Source organism: Streptomyces sp. NPDC031670, assembly GCF_055580545.1.
The window spans coordinates 19,154-35,428 of record NZ_JBVILC010000011.1; the positions used below are offsets into that span (position 1 = coordinate 19,154).

Below are 16,275 nucleotides of genomic sequence, written 5' to 3' on the forward strand. Positions count from 1 at the left end.
GACTGCTGTCCATGCGCATTGTGGTTCTGGCCGGCGGCATCGGCGGTGCCCGTTTCCTGCGCGGCCTCAAGCAGGCCGCGCCGGACGCGGACATCACGGTGGTCGGCAACACCGGTGACGACATCCATCTGTTCGGGCTGAAGGTCTGCCCCGACCTCGACACGGTGATGTACACCCTGGGCGGTGGCATCAACGAGGAGCAGGGCTGGGGCCGGACCGACGAGTCCTTCCACGTCAAGGAGGAGCTCGCGGCGTACGGGGTGGGACCCGAGTGGTTCGGCCTGGGCGACCGCGACTTCGCGACCCACATCGTCCGTACGCAGATGCTCGGCGCGGGTTATCCGCTGAGCGCGGTGACTGAGGCGCTCTGCGCCCGCTGGCAGCCGGGCGTCCGGCTGATCCCGATGTCCGACGACCGTGTCGAGACACATGTGGCCGTCGAGGCCGACGGGGAGCGGAAGGTCATCCACTTCCAGGAGTACTGGGTGAAGCTGCGGGCGTCGCTCGACGCCACCGCGGTGGTGCCGGTCGGCGCGGAGCAGGCCAAGCCCGCGCCGGGCGTCCTGGAGGCCATCGCCGCCGCCGACGTGATCCTCTTCCCGCCGTCCAACCCGGTCGTCAGCGTCGGCACCATCCTGGCGGTGCCCGGCATCCGCGAGGCCGTCGCGGAGGCGGGCGTTCCGGTGGTCGGGCTCTCCCCGATCGTCGGGGGCGCGCCGGTGCGGGGCATGGCGGACAAGGTGCTGGCCGCCGTCGGCGTGGAGTCGACGGCCGCGGCGGTCGCCGAGCACTACGGTTCGGGGCTGCTCGACGGGTGGCTGGTCGACACCGCCGACCGGGCCGCGGTGGAGCGGGTCGAGGCCGCGGGCATCCGCTGCCGCGCGGTGCCGCTGATGATGACGGACCTGGACGCGACGACCGCGATGGCGCGCGAGGCGCTGACGCTGGCGGAGGAGGTGCGCGCATGACGGCCGACGCCACCGCGGGCCCGGGCGCCCCGCCGTCGTACCGGGTCCGGGCCGTGCCCGGGATACCGGAAGTGCGGCCCGGGGACGATCTCGCCAAGCTCATCGCGACCGCCGCGCCCGACCTCGCGGACGGGGACGTCCTGCTGGTCACCTCGAAGATCGTCTCCAAGGCGGAGGGCCGGATCGTCGAGGCGGCGGACCGCGAGGCCGCGATCGACGCCGAGACGGTACGGGTGGTGGCCCGGCGCGGCGCCCTGCGCATCGTGGAGAACCGGCAGGGCCTCGTCATGGCCGCGGCCGGCGTGGACGCCTCCAACACCCCCGCCGGGACCGTGCTGCTGCTCCCCGAGGACCCCGACGCCTCGGCCGAGGCGATCCGGGCCGGGATACGGGCCGCGCTGGGGGTCGAGGTGGGCGTCCTGGTGACGGACACGTTCGGACGGCCGTGGCGCGCGGGGCTCACCGATGTGGCGATCGGCGCCGCGGGCGTGCGCGTCCTCGACGACCTGCGCGGGGGCACGGACACGTACGGCAACCAGCTGAGCGCGACCGTGGTGGCCAGCGCCGACGAGCTGGCCGGCGCGGGCGACCTGGTCAAGGGCAAGGCGGCCGGCTTCCCGGTCGCGGTGGTCAGCGGCCTCGCGCACCTGGTCGCGGCGGACGGGGCGGCCGGGGCGGGCGGTGCCCGGGCGCTGGTGCGGGACGCGGCCGACGACATGTTCCGCCTCGGCACCTCGGAGGCGATCCGGACGGCGGTGACCCAGCGGCGTACGGTCCGGACGTTCACCGACGAGCCCGTGGACCCCGGCGCGGTGCGCCGCGCGGTGGCCGCGGCCGTCACGGCGCCCGCGCCGCACCACACCACGCCCTGGCGGTTCGTGCTGCTGGAGTCCGAGCGGTCGCGCACCCGGCTGCTGGACGCGATGCGGGACGCGTGGATCGCCGATCTGCGGCGCGACGGCAAGTCGGAGGAGTTCATCGCCAAGCGGGTGCGCCGCGGCCAGGTCCTGCGCGACGCGCCGTACCTGGTGGTGCCGTGCCTGGTGATGGACGGCTCGCACACCTACGGCGACGCGCGCCGGGACGCGGCCGAGCGCGAGATGTTCGTGGTCGCCACGGGCGCGGGCGTACAGAACTTCCTGGTGGCGCTGGCGGCCGAGCAGCTCGGCTCGGCGTGGGTGTCGTCCACGATGTTCTGCCGCGAGGTCGTACGGGAGGTCCTGGAGCTGCCCGCGCACTGGGACCCGATGGGCGCGGTGGCGGTCGGACGGGCCGCGGAGGCACCGAGGGAGCGGGGGGAGCGGGGGGCGGAGGAATTTGTCGTGGTGCGGTGAGGGGCCGCTTGGAGCGGCTTCGTGTGGCGGGGGCCTTCGTGTGGCGGGGGCCTTCGGCTGACGGGGGCCTTTGTGTGACGGGGCCGTCGTTGTACCGGGGCCGTCGTTGTACCGGGGCCGTCGTTGTACCGAGGCCGACGTTGTACGAGGCCGACGTTGTACGAGGCCGACGGCGCGGACTTCGGGGCGTCGTGCAAGGTCGGGTTTGGTTGTGCCCGGTCGTACGGTCCTGCTTACAGTGCGCCGATGTTCCCGGGTGTCATCCGAGGCGCGCGGCGGGGCGGGGTCCGGCCGCTGAGGAGGATCAGGCGGGTGGCGCGGTGGCGCTGGCCGGCGTACGGGGCGAGGAGCTCCAGCATCGCGGCGTCGTCGGCGTCGCGGTCACCCGCCAGGGCGTAGCCGACGATGCTCGGCAGGTGGTAGTCCCCGACGCTGACCAGGTCGGTGGCGCCCATCGCGCGCTGCAGGGTCTCGGCGCTGGTCCAGGGGCCGATGCCGGGGACCAGGTGGAGCCTCGCCGCGGCGGCCTCCTGGTCCAGGGCGACGGCCTCCTCCAGCCGGCGGGCCACGCGTACCGCGCGCAGGACCGTCGACGAGCGTTTGGCGTCCACGCCCGCGCGGTGCCACTCCCAGGAGGGGATCAGGGCCCAGGTCCTGGCGTCGGGCATCACGTACATCCGGCCGGGGGCCGGGCCCGGGGCGGGCTCGCCGAACTTGCACACCAGCAGCCGCCAGGCGCGGTAGGCCTCGTCCGTGGTGACCTTCTGCTCCAGGATCGACGGGATCAGCGACTCCAGGACCAGACCGGTCCGGGTCAGGCGCAGGCCCGGGCGGCGGCGGGCGGACTCGGCGAGGAGGCGGTGGCGGGGGGCGAAACCGGTGGGGTCGTCGGCGTCCCCGAGGAGCGCCGGGAGGTGTTCGAGCAGCCACTCGGCGCCGGGGCCCCATGCCTCGGCCTCGGCGCGGCCGGCGCGGAGGGCCACACGGAGGGTGCCGGGGCCGTCCGGGGTGCGGGAGGTGCGCCAGACGGAGCCGTCGGGGGTGGTGCGGAACGTGGGGTCCGCGGGGCCCCTTCGCAGGGGGCCCAGGACCAGGGCCAGGTCGAGGGGGGCGGGTGGGGTGTAGTGGCGGTTGTGGTGGCGGGGGGTTGTGGGGGGCGGCGGGGTGGGGCTGGTGCGGGTGGGCAGGGGGATGTGGCCGCCTCGCACGGTGGTGCGGGTGGGGACGGGGGTGCGGGGGGTGAAGCGGCCTGCCACGCTTCTGAGAATACTGGGTTCCTTTCCCCGCCCCGCCCCTTCCCGTAAGCCCTGGGCGGGCGGCCGGGTGGGGGTGCCCCACGGCGAGGCCCCCGCCCTCCTTCGGGGCTCCGCCCCTGGGCCCCGTTCGTCTGCGGCTGCCGGGTGGCTGGTCGCGCAGTTCCCCGCGCCCCTGTCAGGCCCGGATCTCGTCTGCGGGCCGGAGGTCGGTTGCTCGCGCAGTTCCCCGCGCCCCTTCAGGGCGGACTTCGACTACCGGTCGGGGTCGGCTGCTCGCGCAGTTCCCCGCGCCCCTTCAGGGCCGGACTTCGACTGCCGGTCGGGGTCGGTTGCTCGCGCCGTTCCCCGCGCCCCTTTCAGGCAGCTCCGGGCGCCGCGTTTTTCGTTGCTCGGGGCAGGCCCCCTTAGGGGCGCGGGGAACTGCGCGACCAGCCCCCACCGGGCCGCAGGAAAACTGGATCGCGCCCCCGCCGTCCCCCGCTACTCGTCCGACGAGAACCGCAGTGCCGCCCCGGGGATCTTTGCGCCGCACCACACCCGTACCCCGTCCCGGAGTTCGTTGTCCGGGCCCACCTGCGCGCCGTCGCCGATCACCGCGCCCGACAGCACGCAGCGCTCCCCCACCACCGCTCCCGCCCCGACCAGGGAGTCCGTGAGCACCGCGCCGGGCTCGACCACCGCGTCCGCCAGGATCGTGCTTCCGGTGATCCGGGCGCCCGCGCCGATCACCGCGCGCTCACCGACCACCGTCCCGCCGGTGAGCTTCGCGTCCGGGGCGACCGAGGCGCCGGGCAGGACCAGGCGGTCGCCGCGGCGGCCCGGTACCGCGGGGGACGGGGCCCGGCCCAGGACCAGGTCGGCCGAGCCCCGGACGAAGGCCTGCGGGGTGCCCAGGTCCAGCCAGTAGGTGGAGTCGACCATGCCCTGGAGGTGCGCCCCCGCCGCCAGCAGCCCGGGGAACGTCTCGCGCTCCACCGAGACCGGCCGGTCCGCCGGGATCGAGTCGATCACCGAGCGGCGGAACACGTACGCCCCCGCGTTGATCTGGTCGGTGACGATCTCCTCCGGCGTCTGCGGCTTCTCCAGGAACGCCTGGACCCGCCCGTCCGCGTCCGTGGGGACGAGACCGAACGCCCGCGGGTCGGCCACCCGCGTCAGATGGAGGGAGACGTCCGCCCCGGACGAGGAGTGCGTCTCGACCAGCGCCCCGATGTCCAGCCCGGTGAGGATGTCGCCGTTGAAGATCAGCACCGGCTCGTCCGGGCCCGAGCGCAGCCGCGACGCCACGTTCCTGATGGCGCCGCCGGTGCCCAGTGGCTCCACCTCCGTCACGTACTCCAGGTGCAGCCCCAGCGCGGAGCCGTCGCCGAAGTACGGTTCGAAGACCTCGGCGAGATACGACGTCGCCAGCACGATGTGCTCCACGCCCGCCGCCCGCGCCCGGGCGAGCTGGTGGGTGAGGAACGGGACGCCCGCCGCCGGGATCATCGGCTTGGGCGTGTGCACCGTGAGCGGGCGCAGTCTGGTGCCCTTGCCGCCGACCAGGAGGATCGCTTCAGTCACCTGTCGTCTCTGCTTCCTGCTGGGGCCGGGCGGAATCGTGCGTTCGAACTACGGCCGGCCAGTTTATGCAGACGGATCGCGGCCGGGCGGTACGCCCCCGCCCGGCCGCGCCGTGGTCAGCGCCGGCCCTGGAGCCGGGCCGACGACGAACGGGCCTTGCCGAGCTTCTTGTACAGACGCGCCCCCGGGCACTCGGTGGCGAAGCCGTCCCGGTGCCCGGAGATGGCGTTGAGTCTGACGCTCCGCCCCTTGCGGTAGAGGTTCCCGCCGCCCGAGGTGAGATGCGTGGTGCCGGTCGGGTTCATCCCGTACAGACCGAGCTTCCAGGCCGTCAGACGGGCGATCGCGTCCACGGCCTCGGCGGTGGGGTTGGTGGAGGTGTACGTCCCGATGACCGCGACGCCCATGGAGTTGGTGTTGAAGCCGAGCGTGTGCGCCCCGAGGACCGGCTTGGCCACGCCCCCGGCACGGCCTTCGTAGATGTTCCCGCACTTGTCGACGGCGAAGTTGTAGCCGATGTCGCGCCAGCCGCTGCTGAGCACGTGGTAGCGGTAGATGCTGCGCAGTACGGACGGCGCCTGCGAGCAGCGGTAGTTGTTCCCGGAGGCCGTGTGGTGCACGAAGGCGGCCTTGACCTTGTCGGTGTAGACGTAGCCGCGTTCGCGCAGGCTCTCGTCGGCGCCCCAGCCCCGGCGCGTGATGATGCGCGGACGCGGTCCGATGTACGGGCGGGCCGCCGCGCCTGGCGCTCCCGCCCGCGGGGCCGTCGCCCGCTCGCGTCCCGGCCCGTCCTCCCGCTCCCCCTCCTCGGCCGTGCCCACCCCGTCCGGGTCCGCGCCCGGGTCGACCAGGTCGACGTGGAGGCCGCGGGGCAGCGTGCCCGGGGTGGTGCGGCCCGGCCCGCCCGGCTCCGGGCGTACGCGCACCTGGACACCGTCCGAATGGCCCACCCACAGCGGGGCGGTGGAGCCGTGGACGCGTGCGGCGTCGTCCTCGGGGCTGCCGGGGTCGGGGGCGTGCTCCTGGTTGTGGGTGTCGACGTCCTGCCAGCCCGACCAGGTACGGGAGCCCACGGCCCGGGTGCGTACCTGGACGGTGCCGTGGAGTTCGTCCCGGGCGTCGTCCCACACCACGCCGAGCAGCGAGAAGGGTTCGGTGCCGCGCTCGGGCAGCCCCTGGGCGCGGGCGGCGCCCAGCGTCCGGTCGGTCGCGCCCAGCGGGCCGAGCGGCAGCGACTGGGTGGAGCCTGCCGGTTCGGCGGCGGAGGACGAGGAGGACGTGAGCGGGGACGACGGTGAGGAAGCGGCGGGCGAGGACACGGCGGCGGACATCGGTCGGGGTGCCGCGTCGGCGGATGCGGCGAGCGGCAGGGCGAGCGCGGTGGCGCACGCGACCGAAATCGAGGATGCAAGGAGTGCACGCATGCTGACGATCGTGAACATAAGTGTACAAATCTGTCCAACCCAGAATCGGGCCGGAACTGACGGACCATCGGCCGAACCGGTGTACGCGGACGGCGCTCTGCGAGGCGCGCGCGCCGCTCCCACCCGTACGCTTGCCGCGTGAACGCCAGCGACCGCACCCCCGCCGACCTGCTGCGATCCGCGCTCGCCGCGGACCCGGCCCGCCCTCTGGTCACCTTCTACGACGACGCCACCGGCGAACGCGTGGAACTTTCGGTGGCCACCTTCGCCAATTGGGTGGCGAAGACCGCCAATCTGCTCCAGGGCGACCTGGCCGCCGCGCCCGGCGACCGGCTCGCGCTGCTGCTGCCCGCGCACTGGCAGAGCGCCGTCTGGCTGCTCGCCTGTCACTCGGTCGGCGTGGTCGCCGAGGTCGGTGGCGACCCGGCGGGCGCGGACCTCGTGGTGGCGGGGCCGGACGCGCTGGAGGAGGCCCGCGCCTGCTCCGGTGAGCGGGTGGCGCTCGCGCTGCGCCCGCTCGGCGGCCGTTTCCCGCAGGTGCCCGCCGGGTTCCAGGACTACGCGGTCGAGGTGCCGAGCCAGGGCGACCGGTTCGCGCCGTACGCGCCGGTCGACCCGGCGGGGCCCGCACTCACCGTGGACGGCGCCGACATGAGCGCGGCCGAGCTGGTGGAGCGTGCCCGCGCGGAGGCGGCGGCCCTGGGCCTGGCGCCCGGTTCGCGGCTGCTGTCGACGCTCCCGTACGACGGCTGGGAGGGGCTGGCGCGCGGACTGTACGCGCCGTTGGTCTCGGGCGCCTCGGTGGTCCTCTGCCGCAATGTGGCCCAACTGGCCGACGGCGTGCTGGAGAAGCGGATCGAGAGCGAGCGGGTCACGCACTGGGCGGTGTGACGGGCGCGCGGGCCGCCGGTACGACCGCCGGCGGCCCGTGTCGAGCGCCGGAACGGTACTCGGACATCTGTCGCACCTTCGTCGCGCGCACCCGGTACGACCATCGCCCCGGTGCCACCCTTGTGGCCCACAGCGGGCCGAGTCCCCGGGGTCCCGGACTCGACTCCGGTGGATGATCGGCGGTACGCCACACAACCAAGCGCGCGCGACGACCGTCTACCGGGGTGCCCCGGCGGTTTTTCCGTACGCCGCCGACCCGTGAAGGATGGACGCCGACGTGACCGACAGCCCGCCCCCCGAGCCCGACCACCGGGCCGGGGACGAGCCACGACCGGACACGCCGACGCACCCGGAGCCGGCGGGACCCACCGTGTCCCCGGACGCCCCGGCCGGGCCGCGGGAGCCGGACGCGGCCGGGCCCACCGCACCCACCGGGCCCGGTGAAACCGGCACCCCGGGCCCGCCCGACGACGCCCCCGTGGCCGCCGACGCGCCCGGCACGGCCGAAGCGCCCGCAGCGCCCGGGGCCGCTGAAGCACCCGAAGGACCGGGAGCACCCGAAGGACCGGGAGCACCCGAAGGACCGGGAGCACCCGAAGGACCGGAAGCATCCGAAGCACCCACAGCCCCCAACGCCCGCCACCACTGGCTGCGTTGGACCGCTCTCGGTGTCTCCTTCCTCGTCCTGGCCGCCGCCGGCACCGGCTGGTGGATCTACAAGAAGCTCGACGGCAACATCCGCACGGACACCACGGCCGCCGCCGAGCTGGAGCGCTACGAGAAGGAGCGCCCCCCGGCGGGCACCGGCAACGCGCAGAACCTGCTGCTCATCGGCTCGGACTCGCGCGCGGGCAACAACAGCGCGTACGGCCGTGACGACGGCGGGAGCCAGCGTTCGGACACCACGATCCTGCTGCACCTGGCGGCGGACCGGAAGTCCGCGACGGCCGTCTCGCTGCCGCGCGACCTGATGGCGGACGTGCCCGACTGCCTCAAGCAGGACGGCACCCGCTCCAAGGCCCAACTGGCCCAGTTCAACTGGGCGTTCGAGTTCGGCGGCGCCGCCTGCACCATCCGTACGGTGGAGAAGCTCACCGGGATCCGTATCGACCACCACATGATCGTCGACTTCAGCGGCTTCAAGGACATGGTGGACGCGGTCGACGGCGTCGAGGTCTGCCTCAAGGAGCCGGTGGACGACCGGCAGGCACATCTGCGGCTGCCTGCGGGCCGCCAGACGCTCCACGGTGAGCAGGCGCTGGGCTTCGTCCGCGCCCGGCACGGCTTCGGGGACGGCAGCGACACCGAGCGCATGGACCGCCAGCAGCAGTTCCTCGGCTCGCTGGTGCGCAAGGCGCAGAGCAATGGCGTGCTGCTCAATCCGACCCGGCTCTATCCGGTCCTGGACGCGATGACGAAGTCGCTGACCACCGACCCGGGGCTGAATTCGCTGAGGGACCTGTACGACCTGGTGCGCGGGATGCGCGGAATCCCGACCGACAAGGTGCAGTTCCTCACCGTGCCGCGCCGGCCGTACGTGAACGACAGCAACCGTGACGAGCTGGTCCAGCCGGCCGCACGGTTGCTGTTCCAGCAGCTCAGGGACGACCAGCCGCTCCATGTGACGCCCGCGGGCTCCGCGCAGAAGGAGAAGGGGGACGGGGACGGGCGGACGGGATCGCCCGAGCGGGCGGACGGCCCGGCCTCGGACGACAAGCCCGACGATCCGGCTTCCCCCACTCCGACCCCGACCTACTCGGGTTCGAATGCGGCGGTGGGCATGTGCGAGTAAAGCGTGTGCCAACGGATAAGAAGGCGCGATGCGGATTGGGTGGATTGCCCGGTTGTAAGGGGCGTGGAGTTTGTCACGGCCGTCGCTCTTGGCTCAACTGGACAGATAGTGTGACGCGACCCGGTGCTTGTGGCCCCCGGGGCCGGACACCGCAGGATCGAATGACTGAGCGCTTTGGGGGAAGTGACTCGAGTGGCACCGACGGAGGACTAAGGCAACCGTGGATGCGCAGAGCCGTGGGCGGGCAGAGGAAGTCGACCCGGCAGACCAGTGGGTGCTCAACCCGGAGACGGGCAATTACGAATTGCGACTGACTCCCTCCGGTCCGCAGTCGTCCCCCTCGGCAGGCACTCCTCCGCGCAGAGCCACCGCCCCCGGCAGAGGAGGCCCCCGCCGCCGCGAGGTCCCCGGCCAGCGCGACAACCGCCGCCCCTCGGGCGCCCAGGACGGGTCCTCGGCCGCGGCCGGCCGGCGCAAGCGCAAGCCCAGGGCCTCCCGCAAGAAGAAGGTGCTGATGTGGACGGGCGGTGTGCTGGGGTTCGTCCTCGTCGCAGGCTCGACCGGCGCGTACCTGCTCTACCAGCACTTCAACAACAACCTGAACACCGTGGACGTCGGTGACGCGGGCAGCAAGCACGCCACCTCCGACGGCCCGGTGAACATCCTGATCATCGGTACGGACAAGCGCACCGGCAAGGGCAACGAGGGGTACGGCGACAAGGGCAGCGAGGGCCACGCCGACACCAACATCCTCTTCCACGTCTCCAAGGACCGGACGAACGCGACCGCGCTGTCCATCCCGCGCGACCTGGTCACCAACATCCCCCAGTGCCCGACCAAGCAGAAGGACGGCTCCACCAAGACGGTCCGGGCCGAGTCGATGGTGCGTTTCAACACCAGCCTCGGCCAGGAGGGCCGCGACCCGGGCTGCACCATGCGGACGGTCAAGGAGCTCACGGGGCTGAGCGTCGACCACTTCATGATGGCCGACTTCAACGCGGTCAAGGAGCTGTCGACGGCGGTGGGCGGGGTGAAGGTGTGCCTGACGAAGCCGGTGAACGACCCCAAGTCGCATCTGAAGCTGCCGGCCGGTGTCTCCAAGATCAAGGGCGAGCAGGCCCTGGCGTTCGTCCGGACGCGGCACAGCTTCGGCAACGAGAGCGACCTCGACCGGATCAAGCAGCAGCAGCAGTTCCTCGGTTCGATGATGCGGCAGATGAAGTCCGACTCCACGCTGAGCAGCCCGACCAAGATGTACGGGCTGGCGAACGCGGCGACCAAGGCGCTCACGGTCGACTCCGGAATAGGCTCGATCAAGAAGCTGACCAGCCTTGCGCAGGACCTCAGCAAGGTCGATCTGAAGAACGTCACCTTCACGACCGTTCCAGTCATCGACAATCCGGCTGACGGCAAGGTGCACAAGACGGTGGTCATCGACCCCGTCAAGGCGCCGCAGGTGTTCAGCATGATGCGCTCGGACGTGTCCTTCACCGAGGTGAAGAAGAAGGAGAGCGAGGCCAAGGACGCCCAGGCGGCGCTGCTCAAGGGCGCCCGCGCCCAGCCGTCCGCGGTCCGTGTGCGGGTGCTCAACGGCGGCGCGGTGGCGGGCTCCGCCTCCCAGACGCTGGTGTGGCTCCAGAACAGCAAGGGCGTGCTGAAGTCGGACAACGGCGGCAACGCCCCGGCGAAGCTGGCGACCACCACGCTGACCTACGCGCCCAACCAGGCCGACCAGGCACGTAAGCTCGCTGATCTGATGGGTCTGCCCGCGACCGCGCTCAAGCCCGGGACCCAGGACGCGGTGGGGAAGACGCCGATGGTGCTCACCCTCGGCGCGGACTTCAAGGGCGCCGGCGTTCCGATCGCCGCTCCGGCCAAGGCGCCCGAGGGCATCCAGAAGGTCGAAGCGGACAAGTCAGTGTGCGCGAAGTGACACGTGCGTACGCAACTGATGCGTACGCGATTGACGTGTGTCAAGTAATGAGAGGTTTTCGGCCCCGATCGGGTGCGGAGACCACCTGAGACAGGGGGTATTGGGGTGGGGCAGAACAGCGTGCGCGGGGAGGGAACGCGACCGCGTCGTGTGCGGAACGCCGATCAGCTCGGCTGGGACGAGTCGCTGTACGGCGCGGAGGAGGGCGGCGACCGGCCTCCTGCCCCGCGCTCGTCCGGCGACGGCACGGGCGACGGCGAGGGCGACGGCACGGGCGCACCCGCGAAGGGGACGGCCGCCGACGGCTCCGGCCACCGGCGCGGCGGCCCGCGCAAACGGGTGAAGAAGAAGGGCAAGAGGCGCATACTCCGCTGGGTGGCCTCCACGCTCGCCCTGCTCATACTCGGCACGGCCGGCGCCGGTTACCTGTACTACGAGCACCTCAACGGCAACATCCGCAAGGGCGACCGCAGCGCGGGCGGCTCCAACGCCAAGAAGACCGAGGCCAACGCGGACGGCCAGACCCCGCTGAACGTCCTGCTGATCGGTTCCGACAGCCGCAAGGGCGCCGAGAACGTCAAGCTCGGCGGCGCCAAGGACACCGCCGACAACCCGCCGCTGGCCGATGTGCAGATGCTGATGCACGTCTCCGCGGACCGCAAGAGCGCCTCGGTGGTCTCCATTCCGCGTGACACCCGGGTCGACATCCCGTCGTGTGTGAACCCGGAGACCAAGAAGACGATGGCGGCCACCAACACCCTCATCAACGAGGCGCTGGCCCGGGGCGGCGCGGGCTGTGTCCTGGACACCTGGGAGAAGCTCACCGGTGTCTACATCGACCACTGGATGATGGTCGACTTCGCCGGCGTGGTGGCGATGGCCGACGCGGTCGGCGGCGCCGACGTGTGCGTCAAGCAGAACGTGTACGACGGGCCCAAGCCCAAGGTGCCCGGCGGCTCGCACCTGCGGCTCACCGCGGGCACCCACAAGGTCAAGGGCGAGCAGGCTCTCCAGTGGCTGCGCACCCGGCACGCCTTCGAGAGCGACCTGGGCCGCTCCAAGGCCCAGCACATGTACCTGAACTCGGTGATGCGCGAGCTGAAGAAGCAGAACGCGTTCACCGACACCGGGCGGATCATGAACCTGGCGGAGACGGCCACCAAGTCGCTCCAGGTCTCGCGTGAGCTCGGCACGGTCAAGAAGCTCTACGACCTCGGCATGGAGCTCAAGAGCGTGCCGATGGAGCGGATGAACATGCTGACCATGCCCCGCATCCAGGATCCCAAGAACAAGGAGCACGTGCTGCCGGCGCCCGGCGCGGCCGAGACGCTGTGGTCGATGCTCCGCGAGGACAAGCCGCTCGACAAGAAGGACGACGGCCCGGCCAAGCCGGAGACCAAGGGCCCGGCGGCCACCCCGGCCGGCTCGCTCGCGGTCTCGGTCGTCAACGGCACCGGTGTCAACGGCGCCCCGCCCACCCAGAAGCGGGCGTCCACCGTCGCCGACACCCTGAAGAACAAGGGCTTTTACAAGGCGAAGGCCTCCGACGTCCGCGGATCGGCCGCGACCACCACGCTGACCTACCCCAAGAGCGCGGGCGCCCAGGGCAAGGCCGACGCGCTGTCGGTGGCGACCGCGATGGAGCTGCCGTCCAGCGCGGTGAAGGTGGCCACCGACGTCTCCACGCTGACCCTCACGGTCGGCGCCGACTGGCGCACCGGCGCCACGTACCCGAAGAAGGCCGCCGGGGACAGCGACCCGCTGAAGGGCACCGAGAACGTCAACGGCGCCGACAAGTCGGACTGCATGGACATCTACTGGCCCTACCGCTGGTAGCCGCCGCGTACGCGAAAGGGGGCGCCCGGTGCTTCACGGCACCGGGCGCCCCCTTTTTTCGTACGACCCGTCTTTTCCGTACGGCCCGTCGTCAGACCCGGACCGCCGGGCGGCGGCTCGCGATGACCTTGCGGGCGAGCGCCTTCGGGCTGGTCAGGAAGCCGTAGCCCCAGGACATGTGCATGGTGGCGAGCGCGACGGGGATCTGCAGCCGGGCCTTGGGGGACAGCCCCCTGCCCGCCGGGAGGGAGCCCGCCGCTATCGCCAGGAGGTAGCCGGCCGGGATCACGAAGCCGACCGGGGTGAGCACCGCGCCCACCACGACACCGGCCGCGATCGCGCAGACGGCGGCCGGCGGGGCCAGGTAGCGCAGGTTGATGGAGCCCTCGTGGTAGCGGGCGACGACATGGCGCCAGCGGCCGTAGTCCTTGTACTGCTTGGCCAGGGCGCGCACGCTCGGGCGCGGACGGTACTGCACCTTCAGCTCGGGCGAGAACCAGATGAGGCCGCCCGCCTCGCGGATGCGGAAGTTCAGCTCCCAGTCCTGGGCGCGGATGAACTCCTCGTTGTAGCCGCCCTGCTGCTCAAGGGCCTCACGCCGGAAGACGCCCAGGTAGACCGTCTCGGCCGGGCCCGCGGCGCCACCGGTGTGGAAGGCCGCGTTGCCGACACCGATCTTCGAGGTCATGGCGGCGGCGACCGCGTCCTCCCAGGCGTTCTCGCCCTCGGCGTGCATGATGCCGCCGACGTTCTGCGCGCCGGTCTCCTCCAGGAGGCGGACGGCGGTGGCGATGTAGTTCGGCGAGAGCATGCCGTGGCCGTCGACGCGCACCACGATGGGGTGGCGGGAGGCCTTGATGGCGGCGTTCAGCGCCGCCGGGGTACGCCCGGTGGGGTTGGGGACGGTGTGGACGCGGGGGTCCTCCCGTACCAGCTCGGCGGCGATCTCGTCCGTACGGTCCGTGGACGGGCCGAGCGCGATCACCACCTCCATCTCGCCGTCGTATTCCTGTTCCAGGATGTGGCGGACCGAGTTGCGCAGATGCCGCTCCTCGTTGAGGACCGGCATGATCACGGAGACAGCGGGGTGCGTGGCGTTCATCGTGGTTCACGTTACCGCGAACGGGGGACAGCGTTGCGCGCGGCCGGGGCGGCGCGGGTTGTCGCAGATCGTATGGGCCTACCGTGCCACCTGTCCCCCTTTCGCCCGCGGAGGTCCCCGTGCCCACGCCGCCCCGCTCCCGCTCCCCCCGTACCGACCCGCCCCGCGCCAGACAGCAGGACGAGCGGCCCCGCTGGGGCATGCGGATGGCGACGACCCTCTCGGTCCTCGTGCTGGGCGCGGGCGGGGTGGGCCATGCCGTGGTGACCGGGCTCGACGGCGGGATCGGACGGGTCGACCCGTTCAAGGACATGAAGAACCGGCCGCAGGCGGGGCACGGCACCAACATCCTGCTGGTGGGCACGGACGGCCGGGACAAGGTCACGCCGGAGGAGAAGGAGAAGTACCGCCTCGGCGGGGCGCCCTGCCACTGCACCGACACCATGATGATCGTGCACGTCTCGTCGGACCGGAGCCGGGCGAGCGTGGTGAGCATCCCGCGCGACAGCTACGCGGAGGCCCCCGAGCACACCGACCAGAACACCGGCGAGCACCACGGCCAGCACCCCGTGAAGATCAACGCGGCGTACGCGGAGGGCGGGCCCGCGCTGACGGTGCGCACGGTGGAGCACATGACCGGTCTGAAGATGGACCACTATCTGGAGGTCGACTTCACCAGCTTCATGAAGACGGTGGACGTACTCGGCGGGGTGCGGATCTGCACGGCCCGGCCGATGAAGGACTCCTACTCCGGTCTCGACCTGCCCGCGGGCACGCACCACCTCGACGGCGGCCAGGCGCTCCAGTACGTACGCTCCCGGCACACCGACGGGTCGGCCGACCTGGGCCGGATGCAGCGCCAGCAGAAGTTCATGGCGGCGCTGATCCACGAGGCGACGGGGTCGGGCGTGCTGATGAACCCGGTGCGCTTCCGGGAGGTCGCCTCCACGCTGCTGTCCTCGGTCCGGGCGGACCAGGGCTTCGGCGCGGAGGAGATCCTGTCGCTGGGGCGGACGATGCGGGGCTTCTCCCCGGCGTCGTCGGAGTTCGCGACCGTGCCCATCGGGCAGATGAGCTTTCCCGTGAAGGGGATCGGCTCGACGGTGAAGTGGGACCCGGTGAAGTCCCGCAAGCTCTTCATGGAGCTGCGCGAGGACCGGCCGCTGGCGCGGCCCGCCGTACGCGGCCAGGACGCCAAGGGCCGGCCGCCCGGGGCGACGGTCGAGGTGGCGCCGGACCGGATCCGGGTCCAGGTCTACAACGGCACCCGCACGGACGGCCTCGGCCGCCGGGTGGACGACGCCCTGCGCGCGACGGGCTTCCGTACGACCGGGAAGCCGCTCGCGGGCGGTCCGGGCGACCTCCACCGCACGCTCGTCGAGTACGACCCGCGCTGGGACCGCTCGGCCCGGTCCCTGGCGGCGGCCCTGCCCGGCAGCGAACTGCGCCCGGTCAAGGGCCTGGGCCCCGTCATGAAGGTGACGGCGGGCACGGACTTCACGGCGGTCCGGCCGGTACGGGCGGAGGCGAGGGGCGCGGGAGAGTTCGACACGGTGACGGGCGACCAGGCGGTCTGCCCGTGACGGGGCACGCCCGCGGGGCGGGGGCCACCGCAGCCGGCACTCAGTCGTCCAGGCCCTCCGCGGCCCGCTTCTCCCGGAGCTCCAGGATCGCGCGGCGCCGCGCCAGCCGGTGCGTACGGCGGATCTGCGCCTCCTGGTAGCGGCGCTCGTCCCGCTCCGTCTCCGGCAGGACCGGCGGTACCGTCCGCGGCTTCCCGTCCGAGTCGACCGCGGCGAACACCAGATAGGCCGAGCCGACCTGCTGCGCCGGGGTGGACTCGTTCCACCGCTCGGCCAGCACCCGTACCCCGACCTCCATGGAGGACCGGCCGGTCCAGTTGACCTGGGCCTTCACATGGACCAGGTCCCCGACCCGCACCGGCAGCAGGAACGCCATCTCGTCCATGGACGCCGTGACCGCCGGACCCCCGGAGTGGCGACCGGCCACCGCGCCCGCCGCGTCGTCCACCAGTTTCATGATCACACCGCCGTGGACCGTGCCCAGGAGATTGGTGTCATGGGCGGTCATGATGTGGCTCAGGGTGGTACGGGACGCCGAGGTCGGCTTGCCCGGAAGATCAGTCATACCGCCCAGCTTATGCGCGCTCAGGTGT

Annotated in this window: 12 protein-coding genes; 7 read left to right on the plus strand and 5 right to left on the minus strand. The window is 72.3% G+C overall.

The features are described from left to right. Positions 1-11 precede the first annotated feature (11 nt). Both cofD and ACZ5ID_RS21170 read left to right on the plus strand, forming a co-directional pair. The gene (cofD, locus tag ACZ5ID_RS21165; RefSeq protein ID WP_468900064.1) at positions 12-968 is read left to right on the plus strand and encodes a 2-phospho-L-lactate transferase; all 957 of its coding nucleotides are present in this window, start codon (positions 12-14) and stop codon (positions 966-968) included. Beyond that, on the plus strand, positions 965-2,302 hold the full coding sequence (locus tag ACZ5ID_RS21170) for a coenzyme F420-0:L-glutamate ligase (protein ID WP_468900067.1): 1,338 nt from the start codon (positions 965-967) through the stop codon (positions 2,300-2,302). Before cofD ends, ACZ5ID_RS21170 begins: the two co-directional genes overlap by 4 nt. 233 nt (positions 2,303-2,535) lie before the next feature. On the opposite strand, the gene ACZ5ID_RS21175 is transcribed toward ACZ5ID_RS21170, so the two are convergent. The 3 genes from ACZ5ID_RS21175 to ACZ5ID_RS21185 all read right to left on the minus strand — a co-directional run bounded on the left by ACZ5ID_RS21175 (position 2,536) and on the right by ACZ5ID_RS21185 (position 6,545). Continuing rightward, on the minus strand, positions 2,536-3,558 hold the full coding sequence (locus ACZ5ID_RS21175) for a DNA-3-methyladenine glycosylase family protein (RefSeq protein ID WP_468900070.1): 1,023 nt from the start codon (positions 3,556-3,558) through the stop codon (positions 2,536-2,538). 480 nt (positions 3,559-4,038) lie between these two features. Next, positions 4,039-5,121, minus strand: coding sequence for a mannose-1-phosphate guanylyltransferase (manB, locus tag ACZ5ID_RS21180; RefSeq protein WP_468900073.1), 1,083 nt, complete (start codon positions 5,119-5,121; stop codon positions 4,039-4,041). 116 nt (positions 5,122-5,237) lie between these two features. Next, positions 5,238-6,545: a peptidoglycan recognition protein family protein gene (locus ACZ5ID_RS21185; RefSeq protein WP_468900076.1), complete on the minus strand. Its 1,308-nt coding sequence runs from the start codon at positions 6,543-6,545 to the stop codon at positions 5,238-5,240. A gap of 138 nt (positions 6,546-6,683) precedes the next feature. Here ACZ5ID_RS21185 and ACZ5ID_RS21190 point away from each other — a divergent pair, with 138 nt between their 5' ends. From ACZ5ID_RS21190 to ACZ5ID_RS21205, 4 genes are all read left to right on the plus strand, one after another. Further along, positions 6,684-7,436, plus strand: a complete 753-nt coding sequence (locus tag ACZ5ID_RS21190) for a TIGR03089 family protein (protein WP_468900079.1) — start codon at positions 6,684-6,686, stop codon at positions 7,434-7,436. A gap of 265 nt (positions 7,437-7,701) precedes the next feature. Next, entirely contained in the window at positions 7,702-9,228 is a 1,527-nt protein-coding gene (locus ACZ5ID_RS21195; RefSeq protein ID WP_468900082.1) for an LCP family protein, read from the plus strand. A 220-nt stretch (positions 9,229-9,448) separates the two neighbouring features. Continuing rightward, complete coding sequence (locus ACZ5ID_RS21200) at positions 9,449-11,161, plus strand: LCP family protein (RefSeq protein WP_468900085.1); 1,713 nt, start codon at positions 9,449-9,451, stop codon at positions 11,159-11,161. Positions 11,162-11,311: 150 nt separating this feature from the next. Continuing rightward, on the plus strand, positions 11,312-12,997 hold the full coding sequence (locus tag ACZ5ID_RS21205) for an LCP family protein (protein WP_468900088.1): 1,686 nt from the start codon (positions 11,312-11,314) through the stop codon (positions 12,995-12,997). Positions 12,998-13,088: 91 nt separating this feature from the next. Here ACZ5ID_RS21205 and ACZ5ID_RS21210 read toward each other — a convergent pair whose 3' ends face one another. Next, positions 13,089-14,099 carry a glycosyltransferase family 2 protein gene (locus tag ACZ5ID_RS21210; RefSeq protein WP_468900091.1) on the minus strand — a complete coding sequence of 337 codons (1,011 nt, stop codon included), beginning with the start codon at positions 14,097-14,099 and terminating at the stop codon, positions 13,089-13,091. A 119-nt stretch (positions 14,100-14,218) separates the two neighbouring features. Between ACZ5ID_RS21210 and ACZ5ID_RS21215 the strand changes: the two genes are divergently transcribed. Next, positions 14,219-15,682, plus strand: a complete 1,464-nt coding sequence (locus tag ACZ5ID_RS21215) for an LCP family protein (RefSeq protein WP_468900094.1) — start codon at positions 14,219-14,221, stop codon at positions 15,680-15,682. Positions 15,683-15,722: 40 nt separating this feature from the next. On the opposite strand, the gene ACZ5ID_RS21220 is transcribed toward ACZ5ID_RS21215, so the two are convergent. Further along, positions 15,723-16,247: an acyl-CoA thioesterase gene (locus ACZ5ID_RS21220; protein WP_406554400.1), complete on the minus strand. Its 525-nt coding sequence runs from the start codon at positions 16,245-16,247 to the stop codon at positions 15,723-15,725. Between the last annotated feature and the right edge of the window lie 28 nt (positions 16,248-16,275).